13 protein-coding genes and 1 CRISPR repeat array (1 of these 14 cut by a window edge) are annotated in these 18,762 nt (G+C 68.7%); of the genes, 3 read left to right on the top strand and 10 right to left on the bottom strand.

What is annotated here, in order from left to right; translation table 11 throughout:
* Positions 1-597: direct repeats of the CRISPR family, unit length 32 nt; unit sequence GTCGCGCCCCGTGCGGGCGCGTGGGTTGAAAC; it reaches 4,708 nt to the left of the window's first position.
* Between the two features lie 33 nt (positions 598-630).
* Positions 631-2,259, bottom strand: coding sequence for an ABC transporter permease (locus AVKW3434_RS07455; RefSeq protein ID WP_284405342.1), 1,629 nt, complete (start codon positions 2,257-2,259; stop codon positions 631-633).
* A 147-nt stretch (positions 2,260-2,406) separates the two neighbouring features.
* On the opposite strand from AVKW3434_RS07455, the gene AVKW3434_RS07450 reads away from it, so the two are divergent.
* Positions 2,407-3,474, top strand: coding sequence for an ABC transporter ATP-binding protein (locus AVKW3434_RS07450; RefSeq protein WP_284405341.1), 1,068 nt, complete (start codon positions 2,407-2,409; stop codon positions 3,472-3,474).
* 68 nt (positions 3,475-3,542) lie between these two features.
* On the opposite strand, the gene AVKW3434_RS07445 is transcribed toward AVKW3434_RS07450, so the two are convergent.
* Positions 3,543-4,457, bottom strand: a complete 915-nt coding sequence (locus tag AVKW3434_RS07445) for a LysO family transporter (protein WP_284405340.1) — start codon at positions 4,455-4,457, stop codon at positions 3,543-3,545.
* Between the two features lie 3 nt (positions 4,458-4,460).
* Entirely contained in the window at positions 4,461-5,225 is a 765-nt protein-coding gene (locus AVKW3434_RS07440) for a 2OG-Fe dioxygenase family protein (RefSeq protein ID WP_284405339.1), read from the bottom strand.
* A 319-nt stretch (positions 5,226-5,544) separates the two neighbouring features.
* Here AVKW3434_RS07440 and AVKW3434_RS07435 point away from each other — a divergent pair, with 319 nt between their 5' ends.
* The gene (locus AVKW3434_RS07435; RefSeq protein WP_284405338.1) at positions 5,545-5,997 is read left to right on the top strand and encodes an Lrp/AsnC family transcriptional regulator; all 453 of its coding nucleotides are present in this window, start codon (positions 5,545-5,547) and stop codon (positions 5,995-5,997) included.
* A 61-nt stretch (positions 5,998-6,058) separates the two neighbouring features.
* On the opposite strand, the gene AVKW3434_RS07430 is transcribed toward AVKW3434_RS07435, so the two are convergent.
* From AVKW3434_RS07430 to AVKW3434_RS07405, 6 genes are all read right to left on the bottom strand, one after another.
* The gene (locus tag AVKW3434_RS07430; protein ID WP_284405337.1) at positions 6,059-6,799 is read right to left on the bottom strand and encodes a lysophospholipid acyltransferase family protein; all 741 of its coding nucleotides are present in this window, start codon (positions 6,797-6,799) and stop codon (positions 6,059-6,061) included.
* Positions 6,800-6,830: 31 nt separating this feature from the next.
* The gene (locus AVKW3434_RS07425; RefSeq protein WP_272567375.1) at positions 6,831-8,132 is read right to left on the bottom strand and encodes a dihydroorotase; all 1,302 of its coding nucleotides are present in this window, start codon (positions 8,130-8,132) and stop codon (positions 6,831-6,833) included.
* 70 nt (positions 8,133-8,202) lie between these two features.
* Positions 8,203-9,228, bottom strand: coding sequence for an aspartate carbamoyltransferase catalytic subunit (locus tag AVKW3434_RS07420; protein ID WP_498738510.1), 1,026 nt, complete (start codon positions 9,226-9,228; stop codon positions 8,203-8,205).
* Positions 9,168-9,701 carry a bifunctional pyr operon transcriptional regulator/uracil phosphoribosyltransferase PyrR gene (gene pyrR / locus AVKW3434_RS07415; protein ID WP_284405336.1) on the bottom strand — a complete coding sequence of 178 codons (534 nt, stop codon included), beginning with the start codon at positions 9,699-9,701 and terminating at the stop codon, positions 9,168-9,170. Before pyrR ends, AVKW3434_RS07420 begins: the two co-directional genes overlap by 61 nt.
* Positions 9,698-10,132, bottom strand: coding sequence for a Holliday junction resolvase RuvX (ruvX, locus tag AVKW3434_RS07410; RefSeq protein ID WP_284405335.1), 435 nt, complete (start codon positions 10,130-10,132; stop codon positions 9,698-9,700). Before ruvX ends, pyrR begins: the two co-directional genes overlap by 4 nt.
* Complete coding sequence (locus AVKW3434_RS07405) at positions 10,129-10,728, bottom strand: YqgE/AlgH family protein (RefSeq protein WP_272567371.1); 600 nt, start codon at positions 10,726-10,728, stop codon at positions 10,129-10,131. The genes ruvX and AVKW3434_RS07405 overlap by 4 nt, the downstream gene beginning before the upstream one ends.
* Positions 10,729-10,749: 21 nt before the next feature.
* Here AVKW3434_RS07405 and AVKW3434_RS07400 point away from each other — a divergent pair, with 21 nt between their 5' ends.
* Positions 10,750-12,222 carry a cryptochrome/photolyase family protein gene (locus tag AVKW3434_RS07400; protein ID WP_284405334.1) on the top strand — a complete coding sequence of 491 codons (1,473 nt, stop codon included), beginning with the start codon at positions 10,750-10,752 and terminating at the stop codon, positions 12,220-12,222.
* Between the two features lie 150 nt (positions 12,223-12,372).
* Here the strand turns inward: AVKW3434_RS07400 and AVKW3434_RS07395 are convergent, their stop codons facing one another.
* The gene (locus tag AVKW3434_RS07395; protein WP_284405333.1) at positions 12,373-18,759 is read right to left on the bottom strand and encodes a hybrid sensor histidine kinase/response regulator; all 6,387 of its coding nucleotides are present in this window, start codon (positions 18,757-18,759) and stop codon (positions 12,373-12,375) included.
* Between the last annotated feature and the right edge of the window lie 3 nt (positions 18,760-18,762).

The following is an 18,762-nucleotide window of genomic DNA, read 5'->3' as shown; positions in this document are numbered from 1 at the left end:
CAGGAACTGGCCGACAAGCATGGCAATGTCGTCGCGCCCCGTGCGGGCGCGTGGGTTGAAACATTGGGTGTGATCTTGTCGTCAGCCGCGGCCATGGGTCGCGCCCCGTGCGGGCGCATGGGTTGAAACAACGTTGCCAACACGGCCAAGATTGCCACGGGCTGTCGCGCCCCGTGCGGGCGCGTGGATTGAAACGCGCCGTACTTCGAGGGCACCGCCGAGCTGATCGCGTCGCGCCCCGTGCGGGCGCGTGGGTTGAAACACCGCACGCGCCCGGTTACTAAACCGCCAGAAGTGTCGCGCCCCGTGCGGGCGCGTGGGTTGAAACATCGCCAACTGTGACGTGGTGCATTGCGGGCGCCTGGTCGCGCCCCGTGCGGGCGCGTGGGTTGAAACCGTCTGAACGACATGAAGAACGATCCGTACATCCGTCGCGCCCCGTGCGGGCGCGTGGGTTGAAACTTGATGCGCACGGTGATGGTGGCGCGGGCATAAGCGTCGCGCCCCGTGCGGGCGCTTGGATTGAAACACGGACATCCGCGTCAAGCTGACCTCGGTCGAGGCAGTCGCGCCCCGTGCGGGTGCGTGGTTTTAAACAGGCTCTGAAAAGCCGCCCCCTCTATCTCCCCCTCACCCCCGGCTCCGCAACGTCCGACTCAACAGCACAACAGGCACCAGCCCCACCGCCACCAGCGCCAGCGACGGCAAGGCAGCCTCGCCCAGCCGCTCGTCGCGCGCCAACTGGTAGGCGACCACGGCCAGGGTGTCGCTGTTGAAGGGCCGCAGCACCATGGTGGCGGGCAGTTCCTTCATCACGTCGACGAACACCAGCAGCGCCGCGGCGGCCGTGGAGCGCTGGAGCAGGGGCCAGTGCACCCGGGCCAGCAGGCCGGCGCCGCCGGCGCCCAGCATGCGGGCGGAGTCGTCCAGACTGGCGGGAATGCGCGCGTAGCCGCTTTGCATGGACTGCAGGGCCACGGCGCAGAACCGCACGAGGTAGGCCCACACGATGCCGACCGCCGTGGCGGTGATGATTGATGGCAGGCCCCACTGGGGGGCTGCCGCCTGCAGCCAGCCCACGGGCAGCAGCAGGCCCACGACGATCACGGCGCCGGGCACGGCATACCCCAGGCTGGCCAGCTGCGCCACGCCGCGGGTGAGCGCGCCGGCCCGCCGCCGCACGGCGAAGGCCAGCACCAGGGCGATGGCCACGGCCAGCACGGCGGTGATGCTGCCCAGGCGCACGCTGTTGCCGGCCCACTCCAGAAAGCGCGACCAGGGCAGCACGGACCAGTCGGCCGCCAGGGGCCGCAGCATGAAGGCCACCGGGGCCACGAAGCCGAAGACCACCGGCAGCACGCAGACCGCCCAGGCGGCGGCGCAGCGCAGCCCCTGCAGCCGCTGCGGCTGGGCCTCGGCGGAGCCCGCACGGCCCGCCCCGCCCGCGGCAAAGCGCATGCGCCGCTGCGCACGCTGCTCCAGTTGCAGCAGCAGCATGACGAGCACCAGCAGGATGGTGGCCAGTTGCGCCGCGGCCAGGCGGTTGTCCATCGACAGCCAAGCCTTGTAGATGCCGGTGGTGAAGGTCTGGATGCCGAAGTAGCTCACCACGCCGAAGTCGGCCAGCGTTTCCATGAGGACCAGCGCCACGCCGGCCGCGACCGCGGGGCGCGCCAGCGGCAGCGCGACGGTGCGCACGCGCCGCTCCAGCGGCGCCCCCAGCAGGCGGGCGGCTTCCATGAGGTGGGCGGCGCGCTCGCCCAGTGCCGTGCGGGCCAGCAGGTACACATAGGGATAGAGCGAGAAGATGAACACCCACACCGCCCCGCCCAGGCTGCGCACCTCGGGCAACAGCCGGCCTTGCAGGCCATAGGTTTCGCGCAGCCACACCTGCAGCGGGCCGCTGAACTGCAGGAAGTCGGTGTACGCGTAGGCGGTCACATAGGCCGGCATGGCCAGCGGCAGCAGCAGCAGCCATTCCAGCGTGCGGCGGCCGCGAAAGTCGAACAGGGTGACGGCAGCGGCCGTCGCCGTGCCCACCACCGCCGCGCCGATGGCCACGGCCAGGCCCAGCCACACGGTGGTGGCGAAGTAGCTGGGCAGCACGGTGGCGGCCATTTCGCGAAGGATGGCCCCGGCCTCGGCGCCACCGGCGCTGCCCGGCAGCCACGAAGCGAGCACGGCCAACACCGGCAAGGTCAGCGCGGCGGCCAGCAGCAGCAGGGGAATGGATCGCAGGGCAGAAAGAAGGCGTGGCAAGGACGGGCCCTGAAGGGAAGGGTCGGGAGAATCGGACGGGGCATTCCGGTCGAAGATGGCCTCGGTCGAGCGCTGAGGGGCAGACCGGCAGGGCCGTCTGGATGCAAATGCGAATTCTACGCATTGGCGCCTTCTAGAATCGCGGCCATGTTCCTTGAAGTCTCCCAACTGGAAGTGCGCTACGCCGGCCGCGCGCAAGCCGCCGTGCGCGGCGTCACCCTGGGCCTCGCAGCGGGCGAGATCGGCGTGCTCATCGGCCCTTCCGGCTGCGGTAAGACCACGCTGCTGCGCGCCGTGGCCGGGCTGGAGCCCGTGACGGCCGGCGAGATCCGGCTCAGCGGCGCCGTGGTGAGCGGCGGCGCGGGCCGCAGCGTGCCACCGGAGCAGCGGCGCATCGGCATGGTGTTCCAGGACTACGCCCTCTTCCCCCACCTGTCCGTGGGGCGCAACGTGGCCTTCGGCATCCACCGCCTGCCGCGCGCCGAACAGGCGGCGCGCGTGGAAGAGGTGCTGCGGCTCGTGGGCCTGGAGGGCAGCGCCGCCCGCTTTCCGCACGAGCTCTCCGGCGGGCAGCAGCAGCGCGTGGCGCTGGCCCGCGCGCTGGCGCCCCGGCCGCAGCTGATGCTGCTGGACGAACCGTTTTCCAACCTGGACGTGGACCTGCGCGAGCGCCTGGCGCACGAGGTGCGCGGCATTCTGAAAGCAGCCGGCGCCACAGCGCTGTTCGTCACCCACGACCAGTTGGAGGCCTTCGCCATCGGCGACCGCATCGGCGTGATGGAAAGCGGCCAGTTGCACCAGTGGGACGATGCCTATGCGCTCTACCACCGCCCGGCCACGCGCTTCGTGGCCGACTTCATCGGCCACGGGGTGTTCGCGCCGGCCACGCTCGAGCAGCGCGGGGACAATGTGGTGGCCCGCACGCCGCTGGGCGACCTGACCGATGCGGCCGAGTGCCCCCTGCCCACAAGCTACCCCGGCGGGGAATGCGACGTGCTGCTGCGGGCCGACGATGTGGTGCACGACGACGCCTCGCCCGTGCAGGCGCGCATCGTCCGCAAGTCGTTCCGGGGCTCGGAGTTCCTGTACACGCTGCAGCTGCGGGACGGCCTCACGGTGATGGCCCATGTGCCGAGCCACCATGACCACGCCGTGGGCGAGTGGATCGGCATTCGACCGCAGGTGGACCACGTGGTGGCGTTTCCGCGGGCCTGATCCCGCGATGGGCGCGTCGATGGTGGCGGCGGCCTGCCTCGCCCCCCTCCAAGGCGAACAGCGGCCGTCTACGACAGGAAGAAGGCGATGAAGACGGGGGCCAGGATGGTGAGGATGAAGCCGCTCACCAGGGCCAGCGGGACCGCATCCGGATGGCAGGCCTGCTTGACGATCGGCAGCGTGGAATCCAGTGCCGTGGCCCCTGCGCTGCCGATGCCGATCGCGGGCTGGTAGCGACCGATGGCGTAGAGCGCGACGATCGCTATCAGCTCCCTGAACAAGTCGGTCATCAGCGCCATGGTCCCATAGGTCTGCCCGAGGTGGTGCCCCACCATGACGCTCGACAGGGTGAACCAGCCGAAGCCGCTCGACAGCGCCAGCGAGGTTCTCATGGCCTCGCCCGTGGCCCAGGACGCCGCGGCCGCGCCCACGAACGAGCCGATCACCACCAGCACCGGCACCGACAGCACGGCCCATGAAAACCAGTGGGAACTGAGCTTGACGTGGGCCAGGTCGATGCCCACCAACACGATCAAGGCCAGCAGGATGGCGGAGCTCGATGGCAGCCAGAGGGCACCGGCCAGATACGCCTGGTTGACGAAAAACAGGGCACTGCCCAGCGCCACCATGGACAGGGCGATGCAGCACTCCTTCAGCGGCGGCCAGATGGTGTGAAAGCCCAGTTTGCCGGCCTTGGCGCCCGCCGTGCCGCTGCTGCGAATGCCGGCCGCAAAAATCAGGCCGCAGGGCACCAGGGTGGTCAGCAGGGCGAAGATCACGGCCGTCTTGACCACCTGCCCGACCGATTGCGCAGAAAGAATGACCTCGCCAAACTCCACGCCGATCAGGAAAAGCAGCAGCCAGACCAGGGGTAATATCCAACCGATCAGCCGCTTGCAAAATCGGGGCGGAATGATTTTCCCGGAAAGGAAACCGCCCGCCAGCGCCAGCACGATCGGGAGCAAGGAATAAAAAACACCCATGGTTTAAATGCTCTGCCTCATTCTGGAAAAGTCGATGAGTATAACGCAGCGCTCTCCGTCACCCATTTCATTTTCTTTTCGACGAATGGGCGTCACATAATGGGATACGCGCGGATCATGCACCACGAAGCTCTCGAGAAACTGCGAGAGTTCGAATTCCGCGATGACCTGCTCCTTGGGCACTTCGTGCAGCCCGAGGCCACGCGCTTGCACCGTGCCGATGTAATTGGAGCCGCCCACGGTGCTTTTCGTGCGGCGCATCAGATGGGCGAACGTGAAAGGCTCGCCGTCCTGGTGGAAGCAGTCGGGTGAGCTGATGCCCAGGTCGGACGATGACCCGGACCGGAGCTTCACGAAATGCACGCCGAAGTAGATGGGTGCACGGCGGTCGGCCTCCGACCAGAAGGTGTGCGAGAAATCCTTCTTCACCAGATCGCAGAGGAAATCGGTGGCCTTGGCGGCCTCGCTCAGGGCGTGAAAGTACCGGATGTCGGGGTGCTCCGGGTTGTTGCCGCCCTGATCGTAGCCAGACAGGCGGGCGCCCTGGTCGTCCCGCACCGTCGGAATCCAATGGATGTCGGCTTGGTCGGCCCACGGAAGGATGATCCCGTTGCCATACCGCCGGAACCGCTGGACCTGCGCAGGCGCATAGGGGTCGTGCTCCAGGCCATCGAACTCCTGGTGCAGGATTTTCAGTTCGCCGGGATCGCATTCGATCTCGGGGATGAATTGGCAGTAACCGTGTGTCTTGAGCTGGTTTTTAATCATTTGATCTCTGCATTAAAAAGGCGGCACCGCGGTCGATTCTCGGCGGCAAATGTCGCTTTGCCACGAGCCGGACCGCAGGGAGCGCGCCACATTGAAAGTCCAGCAGCATTCCTGGCACGCAATAAGCCATGCCCGATCCGCATAAGCCCGGAGAAAATCGTGCCTTCAATTTCCCCCAAGTCGCTTATATTGCCCCTCTGCTGAAACGGCACCCATTCTAATAAGGGGGAATGAATGAGAGGAATGCAAAAAATGAGATTCAAATACCAATCATCCTAATTAAATTAGATATTTTTAGCTGCCACCTCATTTGAATAATATGGACAACATTGATCGGAATCTGTTGAGCGCCTTGCACGAAGACGCCAAGACCACCGTGAAAGCGCTCAGCGAGCGGGTCGGCCTGTCTCACCCCAGTTGCGCCGAACGGATCAAGCGACTGATCGACCAGGGAGTGATTGAGAAATTTTCCATCCAGGTATCGCCCAAGGCCATTGGGTTTCCGATTGCAGCGATCGTGCGGGTCCGCCCGCTGCCCGGAGAGCTATCCCGGGTCGAGCAGGTGATTCGTGAAATCGACGAAGTCGTGCAATGCGACAAGGTCACCGGCGACGACGCATTCTTCTGCCGGCTTTATTTGCGCGACATCGAAGCGCTGGACCCTTGCCTGGGCAAGCTCGCGCCGTATGCCACGACGAGCACGTCCATCGTGAAGTCCACGCAGATCGCCAACCGGCTCCTGCCGCTGGAAGACCCCGCCCGCACCCATTGACACCGACACTGGCGCAGCCGCCGATGGCTGCGATGCCGGCAGGCGTGCCTTGGGGCGTGGCTCAGGGGCGGCGCAGGGCGTCCACGGCGTGGCGCAGATCGTCGGCCCAGGCGCGGCGGTCGCGGCCCTGCGCCTGCTCCAGCGGGCCGTAGTGCACCACCGCCACCAAGGCGTCTGCGGTCAAGGTGCGCCACAGGGAGCCGACCAGGGTGTCGTCGCCCACGTAGTTGGGCGCGGTGGTCGGCGCGCCGGTGGCGCGCTCCACGAAACACAGGCCCACCGGCTGCACGGGGGCGTCGGCGGCCACGGCAGCCTGCAGCAGGTTGGCGTGGAACGGCAGCAGCGCGGTGCCATCGGCCGTGGTGCCTTCGGGAAACACGGCCAGCACCTCGCGGCGCGCCAGCGCTTCCTGCATCAGCCGGACCATGCGCACGGCATCGCGGCGCGAACTGCGCTCCAGGTAGAGCGTGCCGGCCGCCGTGGCGAGCGTGCCCACCAGCGGCCAGCCCTTGACGTCCGACTTGGAGATGAACCGGCAATGCCGCGCGGCATGCATGACGGTGATGTCGAGCCAGGACAGGTGGTTGGCCACCAGCAGCACCGGCCCATGGGGCGCGGGCGTGCCGCGCACGTCGAGGGTGATGCCGGCGTGCACCAGCATCTGCCGCGACCAGGCCTGCACGCGCGCATGCTGCTCGCTTTCCGGCATGCGGGGAAACCGCAGCGCCACGGTGCCCAGCCCGGTCACCAGATGCGCCAGCACGCGCACCAGGCGCCATGCGGCGCGGACCTGGCGCTTCATGCCGCGGGCCCGGTGGCGGCGGTGCGCACGCTCACTCGCTGCCGCGCTCGAAGGCGATCTGCCCACCCACCAGGGTGCAGCGCACGCGGCCGGGCAGTTCGTAGCCGGAGAACGGCGTGTGCTTGCCCTGGCTGCGCAGCGCACCGGCCTCCACGGTCCAGGCCGCGGCGGGATCGACCACGCACAGGTCGGCCACGCCGCCTTCTACGATCTGGCCCACGCTGGCCTGCAGCGTGCCCAGGGCGCTGCCCAGCACGCGGGCGGGTTCCGACGTGACGGTGGCCAGCGCACGCGCCAGCGGCACGCCGTGGTCGGCGGACCACTTGAGGGCGATGCCCAGCAGCAGTTCGAGCCCCGTCGCACCGGGCTCGGCCTCGGCGAACGGCAGGGTCTTGGCGTCTTCATCCACCGGGGTGTGATCGGACACCAGTGCATCGATGGTGCCGTCGGCCAGCGCGGCCAGGAGGGCGTCGCGGTCGCGCTGCTGGCGCAGCGGCGGCGACAGGCGAGCGCGGCTGTCGAAGAAGCCGATGTCGGTGTCGGTGAGCAGCAGGGAGTTGATGCTCACGTCGCAGGTCACCTTCAGGCCCTCGGCCTTGGCGCGGCGCACCAGTTCCACGCCCGCGGCGCTGCTGATGCGGCACAGGTGCACGCGTGCGCCCGTGGTCTTGAGCAGTTCGAAGATGGTGTGCAGCGCGATGGTCTCGGCCGCCACGGGCACGCCCGACAGGCCCAGGCGCGTGGCCAGCGGCCCGCTGGCCGCCACGCCGCGCCCCAGGTGCAGTTCCTGCGGGCGCAACCACACCGTGTAGCCGAACGTGGCGGCGTACTGCAGCGCGCGCTGCGTGACCTGGGTGCTGGCCAGCGGCACGTCGGCCTGGCCGAAGCCCACGCAGCCGGATTCGGTCAGCTCGGCCATTTCGGTCAGCACCTCGCCGGCCAGGCCGCGGGTGAGCGCGCCCAGGGGGAACAGGCGCGCCTGGTGCAGCTTCTCGGCGCGGAACTTGAGCATCTCCACCAGGCCGGGCTCGTCCAGCACGGGGTCGGTGTCGGGTGGGCACACCAGGCTGGTCACGCCGCCGGCCACGGCCGCCGCCATTTCGGATTCGAGCATGCCCTCGTGCTCGTGGCCCGGCTCGCGCAGCCGCGCCGCCAGGTCCACCAGCCCGGGCAGCACGATGCAGCCGGTGGCGTCGATCACGCGGTTGGGCGTGAAGTCGCGGGGCACCCGCTGCACGGCGATGACCCGCCCCGCGGCCAGCGCGATGTCGCCGGTCTGGTCGAGGCCGCTGGCAGGGTCGATCACGCGGCCGTTCTGGATCAGTATCTTCATGGTTTTAAGCAAAAAAGGCCGCTAGCGCAGATATCACTAGGGCATATAGCTATAAATTTCATAGCAACGATCACGCCTCGTTGCCAGCGACGATCGACATCACCGCCATGCGCACCGCGATGCCGAAGGTGACCTGCGGCAGGATCACGCTCTGCTTGCCGTCCACCACGGCGGAGTCGATCTCCACGCCGCGGTTGATGGGGCCTGGGTGCATGACGATGGCATCGGGCTTGGCCAGCTGCAGCTTCTCGGGCGTGAGGCCGAAGCTCTTGAAGTATTCCTGGCTGGACGGCAGCAGCGCGCCGCTCATGCGCTCGTTCTGCAGGCGCAGCATGATGACGACGTCGGCGTCCTTGATGCCCTCCTCCAGCGTGTGGCACACGCGCACGCCCATCTGGGCCATGTCGGTCGGCACCAGCGTGCGCGGGCCCACCACGCGCACCTCGGCGCAGCCGAGCGTGGTGAGGCCGTGGATGTCGGAGCGGGCCACGCGCGAATGCAGCACGTCGCCCACGATGGCCACCGTGAGGTTGCTGAAATCCTTCTTGTAGTGGCGGATGGTGTACATGTCCAGCAGCCCCTGGGTGGGGTGGGCATGCCGGCCATCGCCCGCATTGATGACGTGCACGTGCGGCGCCACGTGCTGCGCGATGAGGTAGGGCGCGCCCGATTCGCTGTGCCGCACCACGAACAGGTCGGCGGCCATCGCCGAGAGGTTGGCGATGGTGTCCAGCAGCGACTCGCCCTTGCTGGCCGAACTGCGCGCGATGTCCAGGTTGATCACATCGGCCGACAGGCGCTTGGCGGCGATCTCGAAGGTGGTGCGGGTGCGCGTGCTGTTTTCGAAGAACAGGTTGAACACGCTCTTGCCACGCAGCAGCGGCACCTTCTTGACCTCGCGGTCGTTCACCGACACGAAGTTGGCCGCGGTGTCGAGGATGTGCGTGACGATGCTCTTGGGCAGGCCCTCGATGGACAGCAGGTGGATCAGCTCGCCGTTGGCGTTCAGTTGGGGATTGCGCTTGTACAGCACCGTCAGGCCTCTTGGACTTGGAAGTGGAAGGTGCCGGCCTCGGTTCGGGCCAGCGCCAGCGATTGCGTGTCCGGCAGCGCCACGCGGGCGGCGGCGAACTCGGCCTGCACCGGCAGTTCGCGCCCGCCCCGGTCCACCAGCACGGCCAGCCGCACGCTGGCGGGGCGGCCGTAGTCGAACAGTTCGTTGAGCACCGCGCGGATGGTGCGGCCGGTGTAGAGCACGTCGTCCAGCAGCAGGATGTCGGCGCCGTTCACGTCGAAGGGCAGCGCCGTCTGCGCGCTCACCGCCATGCCGCGCTGCGAGAAATCGTCGCGGTGCATGGCCGACGACAGCACGCCCGCCTCGCCCGGCAGGCCCAGGTCCTTTTGCAGCCGCTCGGCCAGCCAGGCACCGCCCGAGGCGATGCCCGCCAGTTGGGTGTTGGCGGTGCGCAGGCTGCGCACGCCGCGCAGCAGCTCGCGGTACAGCGCTTCGGCGTCGAGCGCGAGGGTGCCCGGGGTGGGCGGTGGGGACGTGGGGGGCGTGGCACTCATGGAAGATTCCTCAAAAACTGCTCCAGGATGATGCAGGCGGAGGCGGCGTCGGCATCGCGGGCGCCGGTCGAATGCGCCTCGGTGGTGCTGTAGCGCTCGTCCACCTCGAACACCTGCAGGCCAAAGCGCCCGCGCAGCTGGCGAGCGAACTTGAGGGCGCGCGCGGTGTTCTCGTGGCTCGCGCCGTCGGGGTGGTAGGGCACGCCGATGACCAGCGCATCGGGCTGCCATTCGCGGATGCGCTCGGCCACCTGCGCGAAGCGGGCATCGCCTTCGGCGCGGATCGTGGCCTGGGGGGTGGCGGTGCGCAGCAGGCGCGAACCCACGGCGACCCCGGTGCGCTTGAGACCGAAGTCAAGCGCTAGAAAGCTCTGGAAATGCGCGGGGACGGCCAGCGGGGCGGAGGGAGCGGCGGCGGGCGTGCCGCTCATGCATGCCCCGCGTCGGGCGAGAGCATCCAGGACTGCAGCCCCAGCAGGCCCAGGGCGCGGTCGTAGCGCTCGCCCACCGGCGTATCGAAGATCACCGACAGGTCGGCGCCCACGGTCAGCCAGCTGTTCTCGGCCAGTTCGGATTCGAGCTGCCCCTCACCCCAGGACGAGTAGCCCAGGGTGACCAGCACCCGGCGCGGGCCAGCGCCGGTGGACAGGGCCTCGAGCACATCCTTGGAGGTCGTCATCTCCAGCCCGCCCGGAATGGTCATGGTGGAGGCATAGGCCGATTCGTCGGTGTCCACGCTGTCGGTCAGCATGGGTTCGTGCAGCACGAAGCCGCGCTCGGTCTGGACCGGGCCGCCCTGGAAGACGGGCTCCTGGGACAGGTCGGCGCGGCGCAGCGACAGATCGACCTTGTCGAACAGCCCCTTGAGGCTGATGTCGGAGGGTTTGTTGATGATGAGGCCGAGCGCACCACGCTCGCTGTGTTCGCACAGGTACACGACGCTGCGGGCAAACGACGCGTCTTCCAGTCCCGGCATGGCGATCAAGAAATGGTGCGTCAGGTTCATGGGCGCAGAATCGGCAGGCATTTGGCAATTTTAACGACGATCATGGAGCACACCTTTTCATCGGGCCTTGTCTGGTTCCGCCGCGACCTGCGCAGCAACGATCACGCCGCCCTATACCACGCCCTGCGCCAGTGCGCGCAGGTGCATTGCGCCTTCGTTTTCGACCGCGAGATCCTCGACGCCCTGCCCCGCGCGGACCGGCGCGTGGAGTTCATCCGCGAATCCCTGGTGGAACTGGATGAGGCCCTGCGGGCGCTCTCCGAGGACCCGCACGGCGGCCTGATCGTGCGCCATGCCATTGCCCACCAGGACATTCCCGCGCTCGCCCAGGCACTGGACGTGCAGGCGGTGTTCGCCAACCACGACGACGAGCCGCTGGCACTCGAACGCGATGCACGCGTGCGCGGCGCCCTGGATGGCATGGGCAAGCGCCTGCTCACCTTCAAGGACCACAGCATCTTCGAACGCGCCGAGGTGCTGACCCAGTCGGGCACGCCGTACACCGTGTTCACGCCCTACAAGAATGCCTGGCTGCGCAAGGCCGACGATTTCTACCTGAGCTCCTACCCCGTCGAGCGCCACGCCGCCCGGCTGGCCCCGCGGCCTGCGGGCCTGCGCCGCGGGGTGCCGTCGCTGCAGTCGCTGGGGTTCGAGCCCACGGGCCTGGAGTCGCTGCACCTGCCCACGGGCATGCAGGGCGCGCAGGCCCTGTTCGAGGACTTCCTCGGCCGCATCGACCACTACGGCGAGGCCCGCGACTTCCCGGCGGTGAAGGGCCCGAGCTACCTGAGCGTGCACCTGCGCTTCGGCACGCTGTCGCCCCGGGTGGCCGCACGCGCGGCGCACGAACGCAGCCGCAAAGGCAGCGCCGAGGCCGCCACCTGGCTGAGCGAGCTGATCTGGCGCGACTTCTACTTCCAGATCCTCGCCCACCACCCCCACGTGGCGGGCGCGAGCTTCAAGCCGGCCTACGATGCGATCGAATGGGAAAGCGGCGCCCACGCCAAAGCCCTGTTCGCCGCGTGGTGCGAGGGCCGCACGGGCTACCCGCTGGTCGATGCCGCCATGGCGCAGATCAACCAGACGGGCTACATGCACAACCGCCTGCGCATGGTGGTGGCCAGCTTCCTCACCAAGGACCTGGGGCTCGACTGGCGCTGGGGCGAGTGCTACTTTGCCGAGAAGCTGAACGACTTCGACCTGTCGGCCAACAACGGCGGCTGGCAATGGGCCAGCTCCAGCGGCTGCGATGCGCAGCCCTACTTTCGCATCTTCAATCCCGTGAGCCAGAGCGAGAAGTTCGATCGGGACGGCAAGTTCATCCGCCGCTATCTGCCGCAACTGTCGGGCCTGCAGGGCAAGGCGCTGCATGCGCCCTGGACAGCGCCCCCCCTGGAGCTGCAGGCGGCGGGCGTGGTGCTGGGCAAGGACTACCCCCGCCCGGTGGTGGACCATGACGAGGCGCGGCAACGCACGCTCGCGCGGTACGGGGTGGTCAAGGCCGCAAAGGACTGACCCGGCGGCGGCGAATGCCGGCGCGATGGCCTTGGCGAGACAGCGCGCAACCATGCCGACAGCCGTCGGGACATGGTGCGGTCGGCCCGCTGGATGAAAAGAAAAAGGGCCGCTCGAAAGCGGCCCTCATGGCGGTGGCAGCGGGGCGGCTCAGGCCACGGCCGCTTCGGCGGCTGCCCGCGCGTAGTGCTGCACCAGGCTCAGCAACTCCTCGTCCGAATACGGCTTGCCCAGGTAGTGGTTCACCCCCAGTTCGGCCGCATGCTCGCGGTGCTTTTGCGCGATGCGCGAGGTGATCATGATGATCGGCAGATCGCGCAGCACCGCATCGGCACGGATGTTTCGCGCCAAATCGAAGCCATCCATGCGCGGCATTTCGATGTCGGACAGCACGACGGTCGGGCGCTCTTCCTGCAGGCGCTCCAGGGCCTGCAGGCCATCGGCCGCCAGCACGACGCGGTAGCCTTCGCGCTGCAGCAGGCGCTGCGTGACGCGGCGCACCGTGATCGAATCGTCCACCACCAGCACCAGGGGCACCTGGCTGGCCGCCGACAGGGCCGGCACCGCCGCCTTGCGCTCGCCATCGCCGCCGCCTTGCGCTTCGGCACCGCCGGCCGGCGCCGACAGCGCTGCCAGTTGGGCCCGCACCTGGTCGCCGTACACCGTGGACAACGCCACGGGGTTGTAGATCAGCACGACGGCACCGGAGGCCAGCACCGACATGCCCGCCAGACCCGGAAGCCGCGACAGCTGCGGCCCGAGGTTCTTCACCACCACTTCCTGGTTGCCCAGCACTTCGTCCACGTGCACCGCGATGCGCTGCGACGCGCTGCGCAGCACCACCACCGGACGGGTCTTGCCCGAGGTCTCGCTGCTGCGCTGCGAAGACTGCAGCAAGGCACCCGCCCAGAAGAAGGGCAAGGCCTCCACGCCGTCTTCGAACGCGCCATGCTGGTAGGCGGCGTCCAGCTCGCTGGCGGTCGTGCGGCGCACGATCTCCACCAGGTTGGCCGGCACGCCGATGGTCAGGTCGCCCGCGCGCAGCATCACCACCTGCGTCACGGCCGTGGTGAGCGGCAGCACCATGCGGAAGGAGGTGCCCTGCCCCGCCGTGGTGTGGGTCTCGATGCGGCCGCCCAGGGCGTTGACTTCGGCCCGGACGACGTCCATGCCGATGCCCCGCCCGGACAGACCGGTGATCTCGTTCGCCGTCGAGAAGCCCGGCGTGAAAATCAGGTTGGCGGCATCGGCCGTGCTTAGCTCGGCGTCCGCGGGGATCAGGCCCTGGTCCACGGCCTTGGCGCGGATGCGGTCGATGTTCAGGCCCGCGCCGTCGTCGCGGAACTCGACCGAGACGTCGTTGCCTTCCTGGTGCAGGTCCACCGTGATGGTGCCCGACGCCGGCTTGCCCGCGGCCGTCCGGACCTCGGGGGCCTCGATGCCGTGGGCCACGCAATTGCGCAGCAGGTGTTCGAAGGCGGGCGTCATGCGGTCCAGCACGCCCCGGTCCATCTCGATGGAGCCGCCGGAGATGTCCAGCTTGATCTGCTTGCCGGTCTCCTTGGACGCCTGGCGCACCACGGCGTACAGGCGCTCAGAAATGCCTTCGAACTCCACCATGCGGGTGCGCAGCAGGTCGCGCTGCAGTTCGCGGGCCTGGCGGCCCTGCGCGATCAGATCATCTTCCGCGCCTTCCATGGAGCGCTGCAGGTTGCGCTGCACCGTGGCCACGTCGTTCACCGACTCGGCCATCATGCGCGTCAGTTCCTGCACCCGCGTGAAGCGGTCGAACTCCAGCGGATCGAAGCCTGCGGCCGAATCCTTGGACAGCGCCAGGCGCGACTGCATCTGCGACTCCGCCTGCACCTCGATGTCGCGAAGCTGCTGGCGCAGGCGATCCAGGTTGCCCGACAGATCGGCCAGCGAACCCTTCATCTGCCCCAGCCGCACATCCAGGCGCGAACGGGCGATCATCACCTCACCCGCCTGGTTGACCAGCCGGTCGAGCAACTGGGCGCGCACGCGCACCGACTGGCTCGACACGGGCCGCACGGCCGTGAGCTGCGAGGCCGCCGGCAGGCGCACCGCGGGCAGCTTCTGCAGCACCGGTGCCTCGGGGGCCTCGGCCGACGCCGACGGCGACAAGTCCTGCCGCTCGGAGGCGGGCACGGGTGCCACGGCCACGGGCTCGACCAGGCCTTGCGAGCCGATCTTGCGCAGCGCATCGAAGCTGGCCTGCAGGCCGTCGAAGCTGGCCAGCAGGGGCTCGATCAGCTCCGCCTTGGGATCTTCGACATCGATCTGTTCGACGGCCGACTCCAGGCGGTGGGCCATCTCGCCCAAACGCATGGCACCGGCCAGCCGCGAGCTGCCCTTGAGGGTGTGCAGGGCGCGCAGCAGTTCGCTGCGGGCGCCCAGGTTCTCGGGCCGGGCGGCCCACTGCCGCAGCGCGGCGCCCAGCACCGGCAGCAACTCGATCGCCTCTTCCTCGAAGATGGGGAACAGGTCCGGGTCGATGACGTCCAGCGCGTCGATGTCGTCGTCGATATCGGACGACTGCGCCACCGCATGGGCGATGGCCGCGTCCACCTCGTCGTCGTACGGGTTGGACACCACGACCGACAACGCAGGCGCCACGTAGCCGCGGGCCACCGGCGCAGGCACGTCTTCGGACTCGGACGGGGCCTCTGCGGAATCCGTCTGGGCCTCTTGCACCGGTTCCGGCGAAGCCTCTTCGCCCGGCACGTCGGCTTCGGCGGTCTCCTCGACCGCCGGCACCTGCACGGGTTCGGCATCCAGTGCTTCGGCCGGGGGCAGTTCCTGCAAGGCCTGCGCAGGCTCGTCGGCCAGGGCCTCGCTCTCGCTTTCCAGCGCAGCCAGGCCGCTGCCGACCTCGGTCTGCAAGATCTCGCGCAACTCGGCCAGCACCTGCTGGTTCGGCTCTTTCAGGAAGCCTGCGGCAAACTGGTGCAGCAGGCGGCGGATGTCGTCGGCCGCCGCCAGGAACACGCGGGCCTGGTCGGCCGTGCCTTCCCCGCGCAGCTGCACGTGCTGCAGCGCATGCTCCAGGGCGCGCGCCATTTCCGACAGGGCATGGAAGCCGACGGTGGCCGAGCTGCCGGCCAGCGAGTGCGCCAGGGCCACGGCCGTGTCGGGCAGCGGTTCGTGCAGCTCCAACGCCCATTCCTGCAGGCAGGTGGCCAGGCGGCGCGACCATTCGTCGGCCTCGTTGAGGTACACGTTGTACAGCGGGATGCCGATGCGCAAGGTCTCGATGACCTTCACCGCCTCGTCCTGCGCGGCCGCTTCGGCGTCGGCGTCGGCGTCGGCATCGGGGACCGGTTCGGCCGGGACATCCTCGACCCCATCCTCCATGGCTTCCACGACCTCGACCATGTCCCGCACGGAGGCCATTTCGGGCTCGAGTTCGGGCTGCGGTTCTGGCCCGGTTGCGAGATCGTCCTGGTGGGCGGCGGTGTCCGGCAACGCACCTGCCGCGTCGGACTCCAGTTCGGGCACGTCCAGCAGAGAGTCATCCGCGGCCAGCTCGGGCAAGGCCTCGGCCGCCAGGTCGTCGGGCAGGTCCAGCGCCAGATCGGCCAGCTCGGCCTGCGACAGCTCGGACAGCGCCGCAGGTTCTGCCGCGTCCACCAGCACGTCGTCGAGCGAAGGCAGCGGCACGTCCTGCACCGGCTCCTGCGCAGGGGCCTCGGCGACCGGGGGCAACTCTTCTGCCAGGGCCTCGGCGAACACCGAAAAGTCGATGTCTTCGGCCATTTCGGGCGCTGCGGCTTGCGCAGGCTCTTGCGGCGCTGGTTCGGCTCCGGCCAGCTCCGGCATTTCGGTGTCTGCGAAGTCGAGCATCGGCGGCTCGTCTTCGAGGATCAGGTCGAACTCATGGGCCGGCACGGATGCCGTCGCGGGTTCGATGGTCTCGGCAGCAGCGGGGGTGGCCTGCACCTCCGGCGTTTCGACAGGCAGATCGATCTCGGGCAAGGGCTCCGACAGGTCCTCGGCCACGGTCGGCACCGGCTCGGCCACCGCTTCGGCCACGACGCCACCGGCCGAGGGCACGGCCAGCGGCAGGAAGGTGCCGGTGTCGCGCATGGCTTCGGCCGATGCGTTGAACGCCCGGGGTTGCCAGGCCGAGGCATCGCCGGCAGCAATGTCGTCCGCCCAGGCACCGAAGGCCCGCAAGGCCTCGCCCGACAACTGCAGCAGGGCCGGGGGCATGGGCTTTTGCTCTGCCAGCCAGGCGTTGAGCACCTGCTCCATCGACCAGGCCGCTTCACCGAAGGCATCCAGGCCCACCATGCGCGAGCTGCCTTTGAGCGTGTGGAACGCGCGCCGCAGCGTGGTCTGTTCGCTCAGGTCGGCCGGCTTGGCCTTCAGGGCGTCGACCGCGGCCAGTCCGTTGGCCACCACTTCGCGCGCTTCTTCCAGGAAGATGTCGAGCAGCTCGTCTTCCTCATCGTCCTGCGTGGCATCGGCAGCCGCCACGGGGGCCGGTGCGGGCGCCGCAGGCGCGGGAGGAAGGCTCTCCACGGGTTCGATGGCGGCCGGCGGAGCCTCGGCCAGCGCCGCTGCGGAGGAAGGCAATTCCAGCACTTCTTCCAGCGTCGGGGCCAGTTCGCCCAGCGACTCCTGCACCACCTTGGGAGCGGGCTCCACGCGGGGAACGATTTCGGGCGCAACCACGGGGCCGCGCTCTTCGACCTTGGCGATCAGTTCCTCGGGCGCATCGGTGGCACGGCCACGGGTGCGGCCCATGAGAATGCGCAACTCGCCCAGCTCTTCGTCATAGACGAACAGCTTGCGGGCCATGGTGCGCTGGTAGCTCAGCATGTCGATCAGGAAGCCCAGGGCCCCCAGGCTGCTGCCCAGCTTCTCGAACACCTGCTGGCGCTCGGATTCGGGAACCTGGCCGATCAGCAGACGCTCGACGGTGTCGCGCATGCGCAGTACCGCCAGCGATGCCTGGTCCAGGCCCAGCACCGACAGCACACCGCGCATCTGCGCCAAGCGGCCCGGCACGGGCGCCAGCGTGGACAGGTCGTCCGGGCTGCGGAAATACTGGTCCAGGGCCTTTTCGGCTTCGCCGAGCGTGGACCGGAGCTCGTCCACCACGCTGCCCATTGTCTGGTGGTCGCTGACGCGGCGGTACAGCTCTTCCATCCAGGGCTCGAGGGGGGCCGATTCGCCGCCCGCGGTCACGTTGTCCAGCCGCTCCGCCAGCCGCGCGGCGCGGTCCGCCATGTATTCGTGTGCCGAGTCCAGCTCTTCGAACGTGGCCTGCAGGTACAGCACGGCCGTCGCCACTTCCATGGCGAGGGCCGGCGACGGAGGCTCTCCGGAGCGGGTGGTCACTTCCACGGCGCGGGTCAGCGCCTTGGCGAGGCTATCGCTGCCCGGGTGCAGTTTGGACAGCGAATCGCACACCAGGCTGAACTGGTCGGTGGCCGGCTTGAGCTTGTTGCGGTCACCGCCTGCGAGGGCCGACCAGGTTTCGGTGGCGGCCGACATGCGCTTGCGCGCCTGGGCCAGCAGCGCCGGATCGAACAGCCCGAACCGGGGGGTTTCGTAATCGACGGCCTTGAACCGGTCCAGGCCGAACGCCTGGCGCACGGCCTGCAGGGCCGATCCATCGCCCGCGGGTTCGTTGGCCGCCAGCGGCCGCGCCTGGGAGCAGAAAAAGAGCAGGTCCTGCACCAGCCGGTCGGCAATGGTCGGATCGCCCTTGGCCAGGGTGGCATATTGCATGAGCACGCGGGAGGCCACGCGCTTCACGTACAGATCGGGGTTGAGGCGGCCCTTGGAGAGCGCCTCGAAGAAGCCCGCGCAGATCTTCCAGAACGCGCGCGACTGGCGGTCCGACTGCGATGCCACGAAGGCCAGGCAGATGTCGCGCAGATCGCTTGCCGCGGTCAGGTCGCCCGTCTTGACGATGCGCAGCACGGCCGAGTCGAGCCGCGCACGCGCCTCGGGGCCGTATTCGAGCGGCGGCACGGACACGGCGAAGTCGGGCTCGCGAAAGCGCCGCTCCACCGGCCACAGGTCGGCCGGGTGCACACGTTCCGCTCCCGCCAGCGCCTGGGCATCGCGGTATTGGGGAAACAGCGCCACCGGTGAGACGGATTTGCCCGCCAGCACGCTTTCCAGGTATTCGACCAGCGCGAAGCTCGCGCGCTCGATCACGCCGGCGGCTTCGTCGCTGCACAGCTCGGGCCGGTGCACGAACTTCTGCACCGCTGCCTCCATGGCACGCAGCACGAGCGCGGGCGGGCCCATGCCCACCATCTCCAGCGCCCCGCTGGCCTGGTGCAGTTGCTGCCGCGCGATGCGCAACGTGCCGGCGTCGAGCGACGCCAGATCGGATTCGCGTGCCAGCTCGGCGTCGCGCACGAAGCGGCGCATGGCCTTGACGGCGCCGTCGAGGGACTTGCGCAACTCATCGAGCACCCAAGCAAGAGGACCCAGGTCCTGCTCACCCTGGGTCCAGTCTGCAGCGGGTGCGTTTGCGGCGTCAGTAGATGACATGGA

This window comes from Acidovorax sp. SUPP3434 (genome assembly GCF_030159015.1).
GTDB lineage: Bacteria > Pseudomonadota > Gammaproteobacteria > Burkholderiales > Burkholderiaceae_C > Paracidovorax.
Note: the sequence above shows the minus strand (reverse complement) of the source record. Positions and strands in the feature narration are given on the sequence as shown.